General features: G+C 64.7%; 12 protein-coding genes. 7 read left to right on the top strand and 5 right to left on the bottom strand.

Annotation, left to right across the window (positions count from 1 at the left end; all coding sequences use genetic code 11):
* The first annotated feature begins 88 nt into the window (after nt 1–88).
* Together GR167_RS19520 and GR167_RS19515 are read left to right on the top strand one after the other, a co-directional pair.
* Entirely contained in the window at nt 89–2,539 is a 2,451-nt protein-coding gene (locus GR167_RS19520; RefSeq protein WP_160975421.1) for a GcvT family protein, read from the top strand.
* 161 nt (nt 2,540–2,700) lie between these two features.
* Nucleotides 2,701–3,519, top strand: coding sequence for a siderophore-interacting protein (locus tag GR167_RS19515; RefSeq protein WP_160975420.1), 819 nt, complete (start codon nt 2,701–2,703; stop codon nt 3,517–3,519).
* A gap of 21 nt (nt 3,520–3,540) precedes the next feature.
* Here GR167_RS19515 and GR167_RS19510 read toward each other — a convergent pair whose 3' ends face one another.
* Complete coding sequence (locus tag GR167_RS19510) at nt 3,541–5,775, bottom strand: xanthine dehydrogenase family protein molybdopterin-binding subunit (protein ID WP_160975419.1); 2,235 nt, start codon at nt 5,773–5,775, stop codon at nt 3,541–3,543.
* 1 nt (nt 5,776) lies between these two features.
* Nucleotides 5,777–6,235: a (2Fe-2S)-binding protein gene (locus tag GR167_RS19505; RefSeq protein WP_160975418.1), complete on the bottom strand. Its 459-nt coding sequence runs from the start codon at nt 6,233–6,235 to the stop codon at nt 5,777–5,779.
* A 175-nt stretch (nt 6,236–6,410) separates the two neighbouring features.
* On the opposite strand from GR167_RS19505, the gene GR167_RS19500 reads away from it, so the two are divergent.
* Entirely contained in the window at nt 6,411–7,406 is a 996-nt protein-coding gene (locus tag GR167_RS19500) for an AraC family transcriptional regulator (RefSeq protein ID WP_160975417.1), read from the top strand.
* A 231-nt stretch (nt 7,407–7,637) separates the two neighbouring features.
* On the opposite strand, the gene GR167_RS19495 is transcribed toward GR167_RS19500, so the two are convergent.
* Nucleotides 7,638–9,107: an MORN repeat-containing protein gene (locus GR167_RS19495; protein WP_160975416.1), complete on the bottom strand. Its 1,470-nt coding sequence runs from the start codon at nt 9,105–9,107 to the stop codon at nt 7,638–7,640.
* Between the two features lie 151 nt (nt 9,108–9,258).
* On the opposite strand from GR167_RS19495, the gene GR167_RS19490 reads away from it, so the two are divergent.
* Nucleotides 9,259–10,923, top strand: a complete 1,665-nt coding sequence (locus tag GR167_RS19490; protein WP_160975415.1) for an NAD+ synthase — start codon at nt 9,259–9,261, stop codon at nt 10,921–10,923.
* A gap of 31 nt (nt 10,924–10,954) precedes the next feature.
* Here the strand turns inward: GR167_RS19490 and GR167_RS19485 are convergent, their stop codons facing one another.
* Nucleotides 10,955–11,455, bottom strand: a complete 501-nt coding sequence (locus tag GR167_RS19485; RefSeq protein WP_160975414.1) for a hypothetical protein — start codon at nt 11,453–11,455, stop codon at nt 10,955–10,957.
* The gene (locus tag GR167_RS19480; protein ID WP_160975413.1) at nt 11,452–11,928 is read right to left on the bottom strand and encodes a helix-turn-helix domain-containing protein; all 477 of its coding nucleotides are present in this window, start codon (nt 11,926–11,928) and stop codon (nt 11,452–11,454) included. The genes GR167_RS19485 and GR167_RS19480 overlap by 4 nt, the downstream gene beginning before the upstream one ends.
* Nucleotides 11,929–12,843: 915 nt before the next feature.
* Here GR167_RS19480 and GR167_RS19475 point away from each other — a divergent pair.
* From GR167_RS19475 to GR167_RS19465, 3 genes are all read left to right on the top strand, one after another.
* Entirely contained in the window at nt 12,844–14,286 is a 1,443-nt protein-coding gene (locus GR167_RS19475) for a hypothetical protein (RefSeq protein WP_212770049.1), read from the top strand.
* A 115-nt stretch (nt 14,287–14,401) separates the two neighbouring features.
* Entirely contained in the window at nt 14,402–16,342 is a 1,941-nt protein-coding gene (locus GR167_RS19470) for a hypothetical protein (protein WP_160975412.1), read from the top strand.
* A 20-nt stretch (nt 16,343–16,362) separates the two neighbouring features.
* Nucleotides 16,363–16,816: hypothetical protein (locus tag GR167_RS19465; RefSeq protein ID WP_160975411.1), on the top strand; the 454-nt coding region annotated here is incomplete at its 3' end.

The following is a 16,816-nucleotide window of genomic DNA, read 5'->3' as shown; positions in this document are numbered from 1 at the left end:
TGCCCCGGGCGGGTGATCCTTGCCCCGGCGCGCCGCGTCCTGAAACCTCCAACAGACCCGGCCTTGCGCCGGAATACGGGTGATCCCAATGGTTGACCTTCCCTCCAAAGCCCGCGTCGTCATCATCGGCGGCGGCATTTCCGGCTGTTCCGTGGCCTACCATCTGGCCGAACTGGGCTGGACCGATATCGTTCTGCTGGAACGCAAGCAGCTGACCTCGGGCACCACTTGGCACGCCGCAGGCCTGGTCGGGCAATTGCGCGCGAGCCAGAACATGACCCGGCTGGCGAAATATTCCGCCGATCTCTACACGAGGCTGGAGGCCGAGACCGGGCTGGCCACCGGGTTCCGCCAATGCGGGTCGATCACCGTCGCGTTGACTGAGGAACGCAAGGAAGAAATCCTGCGCCAGGCCGCCATGGCCCGCGCCTTCGACGTCGAGGTGAACGAACTTTCCCCCGACGAGGTGAAGGCGCTTTACCCGCATCTGAACACCGACGGCGTGGTCGCGGGCGTGCATCTGCCCAAGGACGGCCAGGCGGACCCGGCCAATATCGCGCTGGCGCTGGCCAAGGGCGCGCGGGCGCGCGGCGCCAAGATCGTCGAACAGGTCAAGGTCACTGGCGTGACCGAGGCGAATGGCCGGGTGACCGGCGTCAACTGGCAAAGCGGTGAAGCGCAGGGCCATATCGCCGCCGACATGGTGGTCAATTGCGGCGGCATGTGGGGCCGCGACCTGGCGGCGCAGAACGGCGTGACCCTGCCGCTGCATGCCTGCGAACATTTCTACATCGTGACCGAAAACATCCCCGATCTGACCCAGATGCCGGTGCTGCGGGTGCCGGATGAATGCGCCTATTACAAGGAAGATGCGGGCAAGATCCTGCTGGGCGCGTTCGAGCCCCGTGCCAAGCCCTGGGGCATGAATGGCATCAGCGAAGATTTCTGCTTCGACCAGCTGCCGGAAGATTTCGACCATTTCGAACCGATCCTCGAAATGGGCGTCAACCGGATGCCGATGCTGGCCGAGGCGGGCATCCACACCTTCTTCAACGGCCCCGAAAGCTTCACCCCCGACGACCGATATTACCTCGGCGAAGCGCCCGAGCTGAAAGGCTACTGGGTCGCCGCCGGGTACAATTCCATCGGCATCGTGTCCTCGGGTGGGGCGGGCATGGCCGTGGCGCAATGGATGAACGACGGCGAGCCGCCGTTTGACGTCTGGGAGGTCGATATCCGCCGCGCCCAGCCGTTCCAGAAAAACCGGCGCTACCTGCGCGAACGGGTCAGCGAAACGCTGGGCCTGCTTTATGCCGATCACTTCCCCTACCGGCAGCCGGAAACCGCGCGCGGCGTGCGCCGCTCGCCGCTGCATGAACAGCTGAAGGCCAAGGGCGCGGTGTTCGGCGAAACCGCCGGGTGGGAACGCGCCAACTGGTTCGCCAATGACGGCCAGGAACGCGACTACCGCTACAGCTGGAAGCGGCAGAACTGGTTCGACAACCAGCGCGCCGAACATATGGCGCTGCGGGAAGGGGTGGGCATGCTCGACATGACCTCCTTCGGCAAGATCCGGGTGGACGGGCGCGACGCGCTGGCCTTCCTGCAGAATGTCTGCGCCAACCAGATGGATGTCGATCCGGGCCGCATCGTCTATACCCAGATGCTGAACGCGCGCGGCGGCATCGAATGCGATCTGACCGTGACCCGGCTGGGCGAAGATTCCTTCTTCCTCGTGGTGCCCGGTGCCACCCTGCAGCGCGATCTGGCCTGGCTGCGCCGCCATGTCGGCGACGCATCGGTGACCATCCTCGACGTGACCGCGTCGGAAGTGGTGCTGCCGCTGATGGGCCCGAAAGCGCGCGAGGTGCTGGCGCAGGTGTCGCCCAACGATTTTTCCAACGACGCCCACCCCTTCGGCATGGCGCGCGAGATCGAGATCGGCATGGGGATCGCCCGCGCCCACCGCGTGACCTATGTCGGCGAACTGGGCTGGGAAATCTATGCCAGTTCCGATCAGGCCGCCCATGTCTGGGAAAGCCTGATGGAAGCGGGCGAACCGCTGGGGCTGAAGCTTTGCGGGTTGCACGCGATGGACAGTTGCCGGATCGAAAAGGCATACCGCCATTTCGGCCATGACATCACCGACGAAGACCACGTGCTGGAAGCCGGGCTGGGTTTCGCGGTGAAGACCGGCAAGGGCGAATTCATCGGCCGCGACGCGGTGCTGCGCAAGCGCGAAGAGGGGCTGAACCGCCGGTTGCTGCAGTTCCGGCTGAAAGATCCCGAGCCGCTGCTGTTCCATAACGAACCGATCCTGCGCGACGGCAAGATCGTCAGCTTCGTCACCTCGGGCAATTACGGCCACGCGCTTGGCGGCGCGATCGGCATGGGCTACGTGCCCTGCCGCACCCCGGGCGAAAAGGCCGAAGACCTGCTCGGCTCCACCTACCAGATCGACATCGCGGGCCGGATCGTCGAGGCCGAGGCAAGCCTCGCCCCGCTTTACGATCCCAAGTCCGAACGCCCCAAGGCGTGACGACAGGTCGCTGACGGCGACGGCAATCGCATATTGTCATCCGGTCCGGGCGCTTGCTATGACGTAAGCGCCCGGATGCGGGCCGCCAGACGATGCCGCCCGTCCGATAGGGTCGGCATATCCAGCAGATGAATTTCCTTTTGCCAACCGGGGGATATCTGTTGAACCATCTCGTGAATGACAGGCCGTTTTCGCAAATCCCGAACCTCAGGCAGGGCGTCGCCAAGGGTCTGCGCAAATCCATGCAATCGGGCGATCTGGCCGCCAATCTCAGCTTCGCCCGCGTCACCGCGATGCATATCCTGTCCGAGGATTTCCTGCGGCTGGAATTGCAGGGCGACGACCTGGCCCGCTTCGCCGAGGGCGCGCTGCATTTCCGCCTGCTGCGCCAGCGCCACGCCGACCGCCCGGCGGTCTGGCCGCGTCGGGGCGAGGGCGGAAAACCGCTCTGGCCGGACAATGACGCCCAGCTGGTCCACCGCGTCTATACCGGCCGCCAGGTGGATGCCGACCGCAACCGGATCACCGTGGATATCTACCGCCATGCGGGCGGGCCGACGTCGGACTGGGCGCTGTCCAATCCGGTGGGGGAACGGATCGGCCTGATCGGCCCCGTCGGCGGCGGGATTCCCCCGGGCGGGTGGATGCTGCTGGCAGGCGATGAAACCGCGCAACCGGCGATCCTGCGGATGCTGGAAACCCTGCCGCCCGAGACCGAGGGCGAGGCGCTGATCCTGGCCGGGGCGCCGGGGCGCGAAGGCGAGGTGGTCAACCGCACCGGCATCCGGCTGCGCTGGCTCTACCGCGACCGGGGCGACGATCTGAGCGCGGCGGTGCGGGCGGTGGCGCTGCCCGAGCGCGACGACAGTTACCTGTGGTTCGCCGCCTCGAAATCCGAGGCGCGCGACATACGGGAGTATTTCAGGACCAGCCTGGGCGAAGACCGCAGCCGCTGCCGTGCCTCGGGATATTGGGGGTAGGGGGCGCTGCCCCCTACCGGATCACACGAAATCGACAAACTGGTTGAACGGCATTTCGCGCAGCCGCTTGCCGGTCGCCGCGAAGATCGCGTTGGCCAGCGCCGGGGCGGCGGGCGGCACGGGCGGTTCGCCGATGCCGCGTATCTTGGGCCCGTTTTCCAGCGCCTTCACCACGATTTCGGGGCACTGGTAATTCCGCATCCCCTCGGCATCCCAGTAATTGGCCTGTTCCGCCATCCCGTCGGCATAAGTGATCCGGCTGTTCATCGCGTGCCCCAGCCCGAAGATGACGCCGCCCTGCACCAGGTTTTCGAAATTCACCGGGTCGATCACCTGGCCCACCTCGGCGGCGACCCACACCTTGTCGATGCGGATGCCGTCTTCGGTCGCGGTGACCTCGACCACCTCCGCCGTCGGCACGCCGAAGCTTTCCACGAAGGCCACGCCGCGGCCCTTCCCGGGGGCCAGTTCGCCGCCCCAGGATGACATCTCGGCCACCGTTTCCAGCACCTTGCGCGACAACTCGTGCCCCATCAGCCGGATGCGTTCCTCCATCGGGTCGGCCCCGGCCTGATGGATCAGCTCGTCGAGGAATGAATCGAAGAAGAACCCGGCCCCCGCCGCGCCGACCGACCGCCAGGACGACACCGGCGCCAGTTCCGGCACCCGGTAGCCCCGCACCCGCAGGTTCGGCAGCGCATAGGCATTGTTCCACGCCCCCGCGACGATCTGCATGTCGGGCCCCGGCACCGGCACCCCGGCCCGGCCCATCTGCGACGACATCACCGAGGGCGCGGCGATTTCCAGATCCATCGCCACCACCTTGCCGTCGGCCACCGCGCCCTTGCCGCGCGCCATGGCAATGTGGCGGGGGAAATCGTGGGCGAAGTCTTCTTCGCGCTTGTAGGTCAGCTTCACCGGCGTGCCGGGCATCTGCTTGGCGATTTCGGCAGTTTGCTTGAGGTATTCGAATTCCAGCCGGTGGCCGAAACTGCCGCCGATGAACTGGTTGTGGAACCGCACCTGACCCGGCTTGTGGCCGGTCACCTTGGCCACGATCTGCTGCAACATGCGCGGCACCTGCTGGCCGGACCAGACATCGACCGCCTCGTCGGTCACCCGGACGATGGCGTTCAGCGGCTCCAGCGGTTGATGCGCCACGTAGGGCGAGCGGTATTCGGCCTCGATCCCGTTTTGCGTGGCCGCCGCCGCATCGCCTTCGTCCCGCCAAGTCTTGTCGAGCCGATCCTTGGTAAAGGACGCCGCGACTTCCGCCCAGTGATCGTCCTGTTCGGCGGGGTAGGGGGCGGGGCCCCAGTCGATTTCAATCGCATCGGCCGCCTGGAAGGCGCGCCAGGTGTTGTCGGCCACCACCGCGACGCCGCCGGTGATCGGCAGCACTGCCTTGACCCCGGGCATGGCCTTGGCACCACTGTCGTCATAGCCATTGAGCGCGCCGCCCTGTCGCGGGTTCATCCGCACCGTGGCATGGACCATGCCGTCGATCTGCAAATCGATGCCGTAGCTCTGGGTGCCAGTCACCTTCGCCAGCATGTCCAGCCGCTGCATCGGGTGACCGATCAGCCGCCATTCGGACGGATCGCGCAAGGCGACATCGCGCACCGGGTCCAGCCCGGCGGCGATCCCGGCCAATTCGGTATATTTCAGCTCCGTCCCGTCGGGCAGCTGCACCGCGCCGCCCGCCGTCTTCAGCTGCGCCACCGGCACGCCGGTTTTCTGCGAGGCCGCTAGTTTCAGCGTCTCGCGCGCCATCGCCCCCGCTTCGCGCAGTTTGACGAAACTGTCGGGCATGGCGCTGGACCCGCCGGTCATCTGCATTCCCAGCAGCTTGATCGCGCCACCCATCACGCCGCGCGTGGCCTCGGCCATGAAGCTTTCGTCGCTGGACATGAAGGGGGCGCCTTCGCTGCCCATCGCGGTGTTCCAATAGGCCTTGTCCGGTGCGCCGAAATCGATCTCGAACTGGCCGAAGTCGATATCCAGCTCCTCCGCGATCAGCGCCGCCTGGGCCGAGGCGACGCCCTGACCCTTGTCGGCATGGGGCGTGATCAGCGTGACCTTTTCGGCATCGATCAGCACCCAGGGATTGAAGGTGGCCGATCCGTCGGCCAGCCCGTCCTCAAGCGGGTTGGCATAGGGCGTCTTGACCCGGTAGACGCCGAAGGCCACGCCGCCAAGGATGGCGGCCGACCCGATCAGGAAGCTACGGCGGGCGATTTTTCCGGCACGGCTCATGTCACGCCTCCTGCAGCTTGGCGGCGGCGGTCTTCACCGCGGCGCGGATGCGCGGATAGGTGCCGCAGCGGCACAGGTTGCCCGACATCGCCTCGTCGATATCGGCATCAGAGGGATCGGGGATGTTCGACAGCAGATCGGCCGCCTGCATGATCTGGCCCGACTGGCAGTAGCCGCATTGCGCCACCTGGTGTTCGGCCCAGGCCGCCTGCACCGCGTGCAGCGCTTGCGGATTGCCCAAGCCTTCGATGGTGGTGATCTCTCCATCCACATCGCCGACGGCCATCTGGCAGGACCGCACCGCGACCCCGCCCACATGCACCGTGCAGGCACCGCAGGCGGCGACGCCGCAGCCGTATTTGGTGCCGGTCAGCCCGATTTCGTCGCGCAGCACCCAGAGCAGAGGCATGTCTGCCTCGACATCGACCTCGTGCGAGGTTCCGTTCACCACCAGTCTCATCCGCGTTCCTCCCGCGTGTTGCTGCCTTTAGGGTCAAGATAGCGCGCCGGGCGGATTGTAAAACTCGCAGATCGTGCCAAAGTTATAACCCAAGGCGCCACGGCGCGGGCGCGAACTGGATCGCGGCGGGCACCATTGCCTATCCTGCCCCGGTATTGAGGAAGGTTTTATGCAGATGAGCCAAAGAAAACGCTATCCCGTCGCCAAGATCGCGCGCCAGTTCAGCGCCATGATGAAGATCGACGAGGCCCGCGTGCTGCAGCGCATCGGGTTGGCGCCCGATTTCTTCGATCACGAAGGCAAGGGCGTGACGGCGCGGGAATTCTATGCGCTGTGGCAGGCCGCCTTTGACGAGGTCGGGCAGGACGATCTGGCGCTGAGCCTGGGGCGGCAATTCGCCGAAGCCACTTTCGTGCCCGCGATCCTGGCGTTTTCCTGCAGCCCGACGATCGAGATCGGCCTGACCCGGCTGGCGCTGTTCAAGCCGCTGGTCGCACCGGTGCGGCTGGATGTGCGGCGGGCGGGCGATACGGTGACGCTGGGTATCGGATCGTCCGATCCGGATGCGCCGATGCCGCCGGGGGTGGCGGCGTTCGAACTGGTCTATTTCCTGGAATGCGCGCGACGTTTCACCGCCGAACAGATCGTGCCGCTGGCCATCCAGATGCCCGATCACGGCGGGCCGCAGGACGGGTTCGCCGATTTCTTCGGCGTGGCGCCGCAGCCGGGCGGCGTGGCGCGGATGGTGCTGCGTGCGGCGGATGCCGAACGGCCGCTGATTTCGCGCAACGACGATTTCTGGGCGATGCTGGAGGTCGACCTGCGCCGGCAACTGGCCGAACGCGACGCGCCCGCCTCGATCGCTGATCGGGTGCGCGCGACGCTGGTCGATCTGCTGCCTGGCGGCGAAGCCTCGGTCGAGGCGGTCAGCGCCCGGCTGAACCTGAGTAAGCGCAGCCTGCAGCGTTACCTGAAGGCCGAGGGCGAGACCTTCCAGGCGCTGCTTGACGCGACCCGGTCGGAACTGTCGCTGCGCTACCTGTCGCAGGGCGACATGAGCGTCGAGGAAATTTCCTACCTGCTGGCCTATCGCGATCCGAATTCCTTCTATCGTGCCTTCCAGGGCTGGACCGGGATGACGCCGATGCAGGCCCGGGCGCGCGCGGGCTGACCGCCCGCGCGGGTGCCAGGTATCGGAGGACAGACCAGCAAGTGTGAAACCCCGCCCGAACAGCGGCGCTCCGCGCCGCCGGGCAGCGCCCGACCGCCCCCCGGGCGGGCGCTTTGGTGAGGTTTGCGCGCGATATAAATGTTCGATGTAGCCGGAGGGATAAGGTGCCAATCGCACAGGGTTGAGCGCCCACCTGCGGTTGGGCGCTGCCCGGCGTCTCCGACCTCGATCTTATTCCGTCGCCTGCGTCTCAGGCTCCGGCGTGGCTTCCGGCGTCGTTTCAGGCTCCGCTGCCGTCCCTTCCGCCTGCAACGCGCCGTTCTGCCAATTGCCGCTGGCTTCCTGCCCCGAGGCATAGCGCATCGTGCCCGCGCCCTGGCGCTTGCCGTTCAGGAAGGTGCCCTCGTAGACGTCGCCGTTGGAATAGGTGGCGATGCCACGGCCCGAGATTTCGCCGTCCTTCCATTCGCCCTCGTAACGGAAACCGCCGGTCATGGTCAGCGTGCCCCTGCCGTCGCGCTTGCCGCCAGCGAACTGGCCCTTGTAGACGGTGCCGTCGGGATAGGTCGCGGCGCCTTCGCCGTGGCGCTGGCCGTCCTTCCAGTTGCCCTCGTAGCGATAGCCGTCGGCGCGCATCATGATGCCGAAACCCTCGTTGCGCGCGTTGGCGAAACCGCCCTCATAGCTCATCCCGTTGGGATAGGTGGCGTTGCCCTGACCGTCGATCACCCCGGCCTTCCAGTCGCCCTCATAGGTGGCGCCGTCGGGATAGATGATCTTGCCCGCCCCGTCGGCCAGCCCGTCACGGAACTGGCCGGTATAGATCGACCCGTCGGGATAGGTCACGGTGCCTTCGCCTTCGATCTGACCGGCGGTCCAGTTGCCCTCATAGCGGTATCCATCGGCGCCGGTGAACACGCCCAGCCCATGCCGCTTGTCGGCCGCAAAGGCGCCAACGTATGTGTCGCCATTGGCATAGGTGACCTTGCCCTCGCCCTCGCGGCGGCCGCCGGACAGCATGCCCTCGTAAACGTCGCCATTGGGCTGGGTCAGCTTGCCCTTGCCGTTGATCTGGCCGTCCTTCCACAGGCCCGTGTAGACCAACCCGTCGGGCATGGTCAGCGTGCCCTGGCCCTCGCGGGTGCCGCGCCGGACCTGGCCGTCATAGACCGCCCCGTCGGGATAGGTGATCCGGCCAAGGCCCTCCTTGACGCCGTTGACCCAGTCTCCCTCATAGACATAGCCGCCGGGCGATTGCATCGTGCCGCGGCCGTGATGCATCGCGTTGCGGAACCCGCCCTCGTAGCGCACGCCGTTGGCATAGACGGCGATGCCCTGTCCAGTGATCTTGCCGGCCAGCCATTCGCCCTCATAGGTGCCGCCATCGGCAAACACGATCTTGCCGAAGCCCTGCGGCTTGCCCTTTTCGAAATCGCCCTCATAGACCGACCCGTTGGGGAAACGCGCCACGCCCTTGCCCTTGATTTCGCCATCGACCCAGGCGCCGGTATATTCGTATCCGTTGGGCAACCGGTACGTGCCGGTGCCATGCTGCAGCCCGTTGCGGAAGGTGCCCTCATAGACGCCGCCATCGTCATATTGCTTGGTCAGCACCTGATCGGCCTGCTGCGCGAAGGCCGGGGCGGCCAGCAGTGCCGCGCCGCTCAGGATGGTTGCAAATACGATCCGCTTCTTGGTCATGTTCCGTTCCCGACGCGCTGCCCGTTTCTCGTTGAAACAGTTGAGAAACTAGAGGACAGCCCCGGAGGGGGCAACGGGTTTCGGCGCAAATCGGCTTTCCCTCGCTCACCGATCTGGTAAATCGGAGGAAAGGCCGCAAGGGAACGGGACATTGGCAGACAGATTTCGCATCACGCTGGCGCAGTTGAACCCGACGATGGGCGATCTGGCCGGAAACGCGGCCAAGGCACGCGACGCCTGGGCAACCGGCAAGGCGGCGGGCGCCGACATGGTGGCTTTCCCGGAAATGTTCATCACCGGCTACAACACCCAGGACCTGGCGATGAAACCCGCCTTCCACCGCGCCGCGATGGACGAGGTGGACCGGCTGGCGCAGGACTGCGCCGACGGCCCCGCGATCGGTATCGGCGGGCCCTATGTGGAAGACGGCAAGCTTTATAACGCCTATTTCATCCTGCAGGGCGGCAAGGTGGCGCATAGGGTGCTGAAGCATCACCTGCCCAATGAGACCGTGTTCGACGAGGTTCGCATCTTCGACAGCGGCTCGATCAGCGGCCCTTATGTGGTGAACGGCCTGCGTATCGGCAGCCCGATCTGCGAAGACGCCTGGTACGAAGACGTGGCCGAAACTCTGGCCGAAACCGGGGCGGAAATCCTGCTGATCCCGAACGGATCGCCCTATTTCCGCAACAAGCTGGAAGTGCGGCAGAATCTGATGGTGGCCCGCGTGGTCGAAACCGACCTGCCGCTGGTTTACCTCAACCTCGCCGGCGGGCAGGACGATCAGGTCTTCGACGGCGGCACTTTCGCTTTGAACCCGGGCGGGGATCTGGCGCTGCAGATGCCGCTGTTCGACGAAGACATCGCCCATATCGACCTGCTGCGCGGCGACGATAGCTGGCGGATCGAGCAGGGACCCAAGGCGCATATCCCGGGCGACATGGAACAGGATTACCGCGCCATGGTGATCGCCCTGCGCGACTATTGCGGCAAGACCGGCTTCGGTAAGGTGCTGCTGGGCCTGTCGGGCGGCATCGACAGTGCCATCGTGGCGACCATCGCGGTCGACGCGCTGGGTGCGGAAAACGTGCGCTGCGTGATGCTGCCGTCGGAATACACCTCGCAAGGCTCGCTCGACGACGCCAAGGATTTGGCGGAAAACCTGGGCTGCCGCTACGACTACGTGCCGATCACGGAAAGCCGCGACGCGGTGACCAACACGCTGGCGCCGCTGTTCGAGGGCCGGGGCGAGGACATCACCGAGGAAAACATCCAGTCGCGCCTGCGCGGGCTGCTGCTGATGGCCTTGTCCAACAAGTTCGGCGAAATGCTTCTGACCACCGGCAACAAATCCGAGGTCGCGGTCGGCTATGCCACGATCTATGGCGACATGAACGGCGGCTACAACCCGATCAAGGACATGTACAAGACCCGCGTTTTCGACTGCTGCCGCTGGCGCAACGACAACCATCGCGACTGGATGCAGGGCCCTGCGGGCGAGGTGATCCCGGTTTCGATCATCGAAAAGCCCCCCAGTGCCGAACTGCGCCCCGACCAGAAGGACGAGGACAGCCTGCCGCCCTACGAGGTGCTGGACGCGATCCTGATGCTGCTGGTCGATGCCGAAGCCTCGGTCGAGGATTGTGTGCGCGCAGGTTTCGACCGCGACACGGTCAAGCGGATCGAACACCTGCTCTATATCAGCGAATACAAGCGTTTCCAGTCGGCGCCGGGCACAAGGCTCAGCCCGCGGGCGTTCTGGCTCGACCGGCGCTACCCGATCGTCAACCGCTGGCGCGATCAAAGCGGCGCGTGACCGGACCGGGTGGGCGCCTGCCCGACCCCTGTCAGGTCGGGAAACCGTAATCCTGCACGATCTTCCAGATCGTGGTGTTGACGCCCTGCATCGCCTCGATCGCCTGTTCGATTTCCCCGATCGCCTGGTCGTCGATCTCGGCGGTCTGGCCGATCTTGAGCCGGTCCTTGCGGTCGGAAATCCGCATCAGGATCGTGCGTGCGGTGCCCTGGTCCTTGTCGAAGGAATAGATGCAGTGATTGTAGCGGTTGCGCAGCGATGACTGCCGCATCATCGCCCGCATCGCCTCAAGGATGCGGCGCTGCAGTTCGGGGTCGGTGTGGTCCCTCTTGGCCAGCCGTTCGACCAGTTCGACCCGCGCGCGCGTCGTGTTGAGTGTCAGGAAGATGATCAGCCCGGTTTCGGTATCCGTCCGCGCAAGCCCCGCGATCAGGTGGATCAGCAGGCTTTCGGTATTGGTCCAGGTGTAGTTGAGGCGACCGACCAGCATCAGCAGTTGCGAAAAGTTCTGGTCGATCGCCGTGGGGGTCATGCCCTTGCCATTTCCCGGGCGTCGTTGATGTAGATCCGGGCGGCCTGGGTCCGGTTCCTGACGCCGAGCTTGCGCATGATATGGTGCATATGCAGCTTCACCGTGTGTTCCGACACCGAAAGGTCGGCGGCGATCAGCTTGTTCTGCTTGCCCTGCGCGACCAGGTGCAGGATTTCATGTTCGCGCCGGGTCAGGTTGTCGAACTCTTCGGGCCGGACACCTTTCACTGCGCTGTCAGCGGGCTGCGACCTGTCCAGCAGCGCCTGCGGCACGCAGACCTGATCCAGCAGCAGCAGCCTCAGCATGGACAACCAGCAGTCGAGCTGCAGGTTCATCGGCAGGAAGCCGAAATCCGCCAGGTTTTCGTCCGACCGGATGTGGTCGTAGAATTGGGTCGCGAATTCCTTACTGTGATAGGCCAGGGCGAACCGTTTCGCGCCGATCTGTTTGAGAGTTTCGATATCTTTCGCCATGTCTTTTTCAAGCAATTCCTGCTCGACAAGGGCCAGGCTAATCGGTTGTTTTATCCTCCCATTTGCAGAGTCTCCAATGCTTTTCAGCCGGATCAGGCTGGCAGCCGGAAACTCTTCTTTTATAATGTTTTCACATCTCTGGGTCAGCGTTACGCCTTCGCCATAAATTGCGATGTAATGCGTCGTCATTTTTTCACTCCGTAACCGGTGTCGGTACAGAACGACCTGTCGGACAATCAAAATGAATTAAAAAATGAATGAATGTTTTTGAATGTTTTCTTCGATTTTTGTTTCTGAAGCGACGATGCCCTCTTTGCCGTTCTTGAAGGATGGCTTGCGGTCCTGAGAGGGTTGGAGCTTGTCCAATTTCAACAAGATCGATCTGGCTGTCCTGACGAAACTATACACTAATTATCCACATCATTTAATATTACTTTTTATTAATCATTTTGCCCATTCGCCATAGCATTGCAGCCGGGGGGGCTCTTGCAGAATTCAGGTGGTAAGGATTTGTTATTAATTTGAACTCACCTGTAAATTGATTTGAAATTTTCATTTCGCCTTTTGCTCTGTGCCGGCGTCTGGCTGTGAATCTCCATCAAAAGTAGATCGAATCGCCTCCCGAATTGCGTCCGGTTGCAGGGAATCATGCCGTGTATTCCGGTTTTTTATTCGAAATCAACGCCTTCGGGGATTCGCCGTTTTGTAATACTATGGCCAGCTACCTTTGCCCCCTTCCCGAAGCCAGTCTTGACCTGCGCCCAATCAGGCGCCCCGAAACGGCATGGCCCAAGCGCCGCGTCGGTGCGGGAAAACGGTCGGGACAGGACGCCCGGCTTGATGCAACCGCCCGAAGGTTGGCCGCATGAGAGATGAGTCGCGGTCTCGACGGGCAGACGAGAAGGACTCAAAGAGATGTCTATCAAGAACAACCAAACCGCGATCGGCTTCTTCAACAACAGTCCGGTCACCTACAATGAAAACGGCGACCAGGAACAGGAGCAGAGCCAGGACCAGGGTCAAGGCCAGGGTCAGGGGCAAGGCCAGGGCCAGGGACAAGGCCAGAGCCAGGAAAGCCTGAACCTGAACGGCAATGGCAACGGCAACCTGAACCTGAACGGCAATGCCAGCCTGAACGGTAACGGCAACGCCAACGGCAACTGGAACTATGACGAAAACACCGATACCGACACGAACACCAACAACAACAATAACAACACCACGACCAACAGCAGCGACACCAACATCAGCAATACGTCGGCCAGCAGCAACCACACGACCGATACCGATGTCGACGTGAATGTTGATATCGGTCTGGACATGGAAGGTTACATGCCCACCGATGACGACTTCGCCGATATCGACCTGTCGGGGGGCGCATCGATCGATGACGTGGTGATGTCCAATGGCGGCGATATCCACTATGACATCGGCGACGACCTGAACCTGGAAGGCATCCTGAACCACGCGCTGAACGGACCGGGGAACGATAGCGGCACCGTCAACGTCATGAGCAACCATCTCAACGACAACGACACGCTGTCCGATCCGGACGTCTCCAATGACGGCGCGGGTTTCACCCAGAACGGCAGCGCCTATGGCGGGTCGGCCGACGCCGATGAGGGCATCAACTCCGAAGGCGGCTCCGGCGGCGACGGCGACGATGCCTACTCGACCGGCGGCGACGCCCTGGGCGCGGCCTTCGGCGGCTGGTCGCAATCCGATGATGTCGAAGGCGGCGACGGCGGTGCCGGCGGCGGTTCCGGCGCGGTCGGCGGCGCCAGCGGTGCGGCTGACGCGACCAGCGTGAACGTGGGTGTCGGTCTCGGCGCAGCCGCAAGCGGCGCGGCCGCGGGTGCGCTGGCGGCCGAGGGCGGCATCGATCTGGGCCTGCTCGACTTCCTGGAAGGCGGCGATGCCGCGGCCGCGATCGCGGCGGCCGGGTCTTCGGCCCAGGCCGGTGGCATCGGGATCGCCGCAGGTGCGGCAAGCGGCGCGACTTCCGGGGCCGGCGGTCTGGCCAGCTCGCAAGGTGGCGCAGGCGGCGGCGCGGGGGCGGCCTATGGCGGCACCACCATGGCGGGCGCGGCGACCTCGTCGGTGAACGGCGGTGACGCGGGCGATGCCTATGGTGGCGACGGTGCCGCCGGCGGCAGCGGCGGCGTCTGGGGGTCGAACAACGGCGACGACGGCTATGTGATGGGTGAATCCTACGCCTCGGCCGACGCGGTTCTGGACACCACCGCGTTCAACCAGTCGATCACCATGGGCGCCAACGTCCTGGGCAACACGGTCGACATGACCACCGTGGGTAACGATCTGGACTCGACCTACACCCTGACGGGTGAAGACGGCTGATCCTGCCCGTCCGGGCAAGCCAGCTGTGTCTGACAAGCCCCTGAAAAACCGGTTCGCGCGGGAGCTTCCCCGCGCGGGCCTAAACTAATCTTTGCAGGTGGTGCCGGCCATGTTCATGGACAAGACCACAGAATCCATTGCTTATTTCATCGGGCTTTTTCATCTCGCCAGTGAAACTGCGGCGTCGCGAACCGAATATTCCAGCTTCAAGTATTTTCATAAGAAACAATCTCTCGATCCTCTGAACGATGCCTCCGTCTCGCGCGACGTGATCTACGGGCCCGAGGGCTACGATCCCCAGGCCGGCGATCCCTATCCGGGCGCGGGTCCCGGCGTCGGTCCCGCCGTCACCGGCCCGGCGGGCTATGACGGGCCCGGCTATGCCCATGTCGCAGGTCCCGGGCATCTTCTGCTCGCGCAGCCCTCTGCCGCGCCCTATCAAATCCCCGGCAACGACATGCCGCAGCTGGTCCAGGCGCCGCCCCCCGGGTCGAATATGCGGGTTACCCAACAGGACAACACGCTGACCGATCGCGACACCCTCGACCTGCCGGCCGAGACCGCGCAGGCCTTCGTGCAGGCGCAGGGCGTGGTGCTGGCCGATCTGCAGGGGCAGGCGGCGCAGCTTCAGGTGCTGGGGCCGATGCCCGCCGGGTTCGTCAACGACCCCGAGGACGGCATGGCGGCCGCAAAGGCCGCCGCCGTGTTCGACGCGGTGGTCGCGCGGGCGGCGAGCGCCAGCGCGGCGGTGCCGGAGGCCGAAGTCCACCTGGCCACCGGCGCGGGCGTCGCGGGGGGGACGGTGAACGGGGGGGCGGCGACGGACATGCCGCTCTGGCAGGAAGCCCTGCCCGAACCGTTGCAACAGGTTCAAGGCGACGGCACGGGGCAGGGTCATGTTTCGCTCGCCACCGGCGGCAACCTTGCCCTGAACGAAGTGGTGAGCGTCGGCGGCGGCGTCGACGCGCCGGTCATCGCGGTGGGCGGCGACGTGGTCAGCTTCGACGCGATTTCGCAAATCAACGTCCTGCGCGACGAGGCGGCACAGCCCGAAGCCGACAACGAGCTGACCAACGCGGCGCAGTTTTCCGGCCAGCCGACGGTGGGCGAGGCCCCGGCCATGACCGGCCCGAGCTTCCTGCCCGACATGGTGACGATGGCGACGATCGAGGGCGACCTGATCAATTACGACTGGGTGCACCAGTTCAACAGGATCGGCGACGAAGACGCGGTTTCGGTCACCGTGTCCGGCAGTCAAAGCTATATCTCGCTCGGCGAAAACCAGGCCATCAACAGCGCTGTCTGGACCAGCTATGGCCAGGCCTATGACCTGATCGTGGTCGACGGCGATTTCATATCGACCAACGCGGTGTCGCAGATCAATATCCTGCTCGATCAGGACGAGGTTCTGACCCCGTGGCAGGATCAGGCGGGCGACTCCGTGCTTTCGGGCTCCGGCAACGCGCTGGTCAACAGCGCGTCGATCACCCATAGCGCCTCCGACCATATCAGCGCCCTGACCGATGAATTCCGCGATCTGTTCGACGGGATCGAGGGCAATATCCCGGATGTGTCCTCGGTCCTGCTGAGCGGCCTTTTCGCGCCGCAGGAGGTGTTCAGCGTGCTGCACATCACCGGCGATCTGCTGAATATCCGCGAAGTCACCCAGGTGAATGTCCTGTCCGACAGCGATCTGATCGAACTGCCCGCAGGCGAAGACGCCGAGGCCGGGCAGGCCGTGAGCTCGGGCGACAACGCCGCGGTGAATGTCGCGGTGCTGGCCGATCTGAACCTGCCGTCGCATGTGATGACCGACGGGGCGGTGTTTTCCGATGCCGTCCTGTATCAGGCCAACCTGATTTCCGACGACGCACCGCCCGCCAACGTGATGCTGGCGGCCAACCCGGACGCGACCCTCGCCAGCGAGGCGGTCGCCTTCCTGGCCGACGGGATGCTGGAAACCCAAGGGGGCGATACGCTGAACGACCCGACCGCGGCCCTGGCCGCCGACGACGGGCCGCCGCACCTGGACGTGATGCAGACGATGCTGGCTTGAGACTGGAGGAGAGACCGAAAATGAAGGACACCACGGACAGCGATCCGCTCGGCCCCGGGCAAGAAGACCGCGCCGTCGAATTCCGGCATTTCAAGGCCCGCGCAGCGGCGTCCTTGGCGCCGCGGCAGGGGATCGACCGGGGCGCGCAGGCCCCCGATCCGGACCGGCAGGAAAGGATGCTCAATATCCTCAAGGCGTTCCATGCCGCCCGCGAAGCCGAAGACGGCAAAATCCCCGGCACACCCTTCATGCTGAAGGACCCGGTGGAGGTGGATCAGGACGGCGAAGGCAATGTCGCCACCCCTGAGGCGAAGGCGCCGGAACAAGACCGCGAAGAGGCCCGCGTCGATCCGGCGATCAAGGGATTGGGCGGGCCGACGCTGGAAGGCCGGATCAACACCCGCGCCACGCCGGGGCGGGACGGCGCGGCGGTGCCGCCCAGCCGGGGCGGCGGCGGTCATGGCGGCGGCGGGG

The organism is Thalassovita mangrovi (assembly GCF_009857745.1).
Lineage (GTDB): Bacteria > Pseudomonadota > Alphaproteobacteria > Rhodobacterales > Rhodobacteraceae > Thalassobius > Thalassobius mangrovi.
The sequence above is the reverse complement of the archived record's forward strand: the minus strand, read 5'-3'. Positions and strand labels throughout refer to the sequence as shown.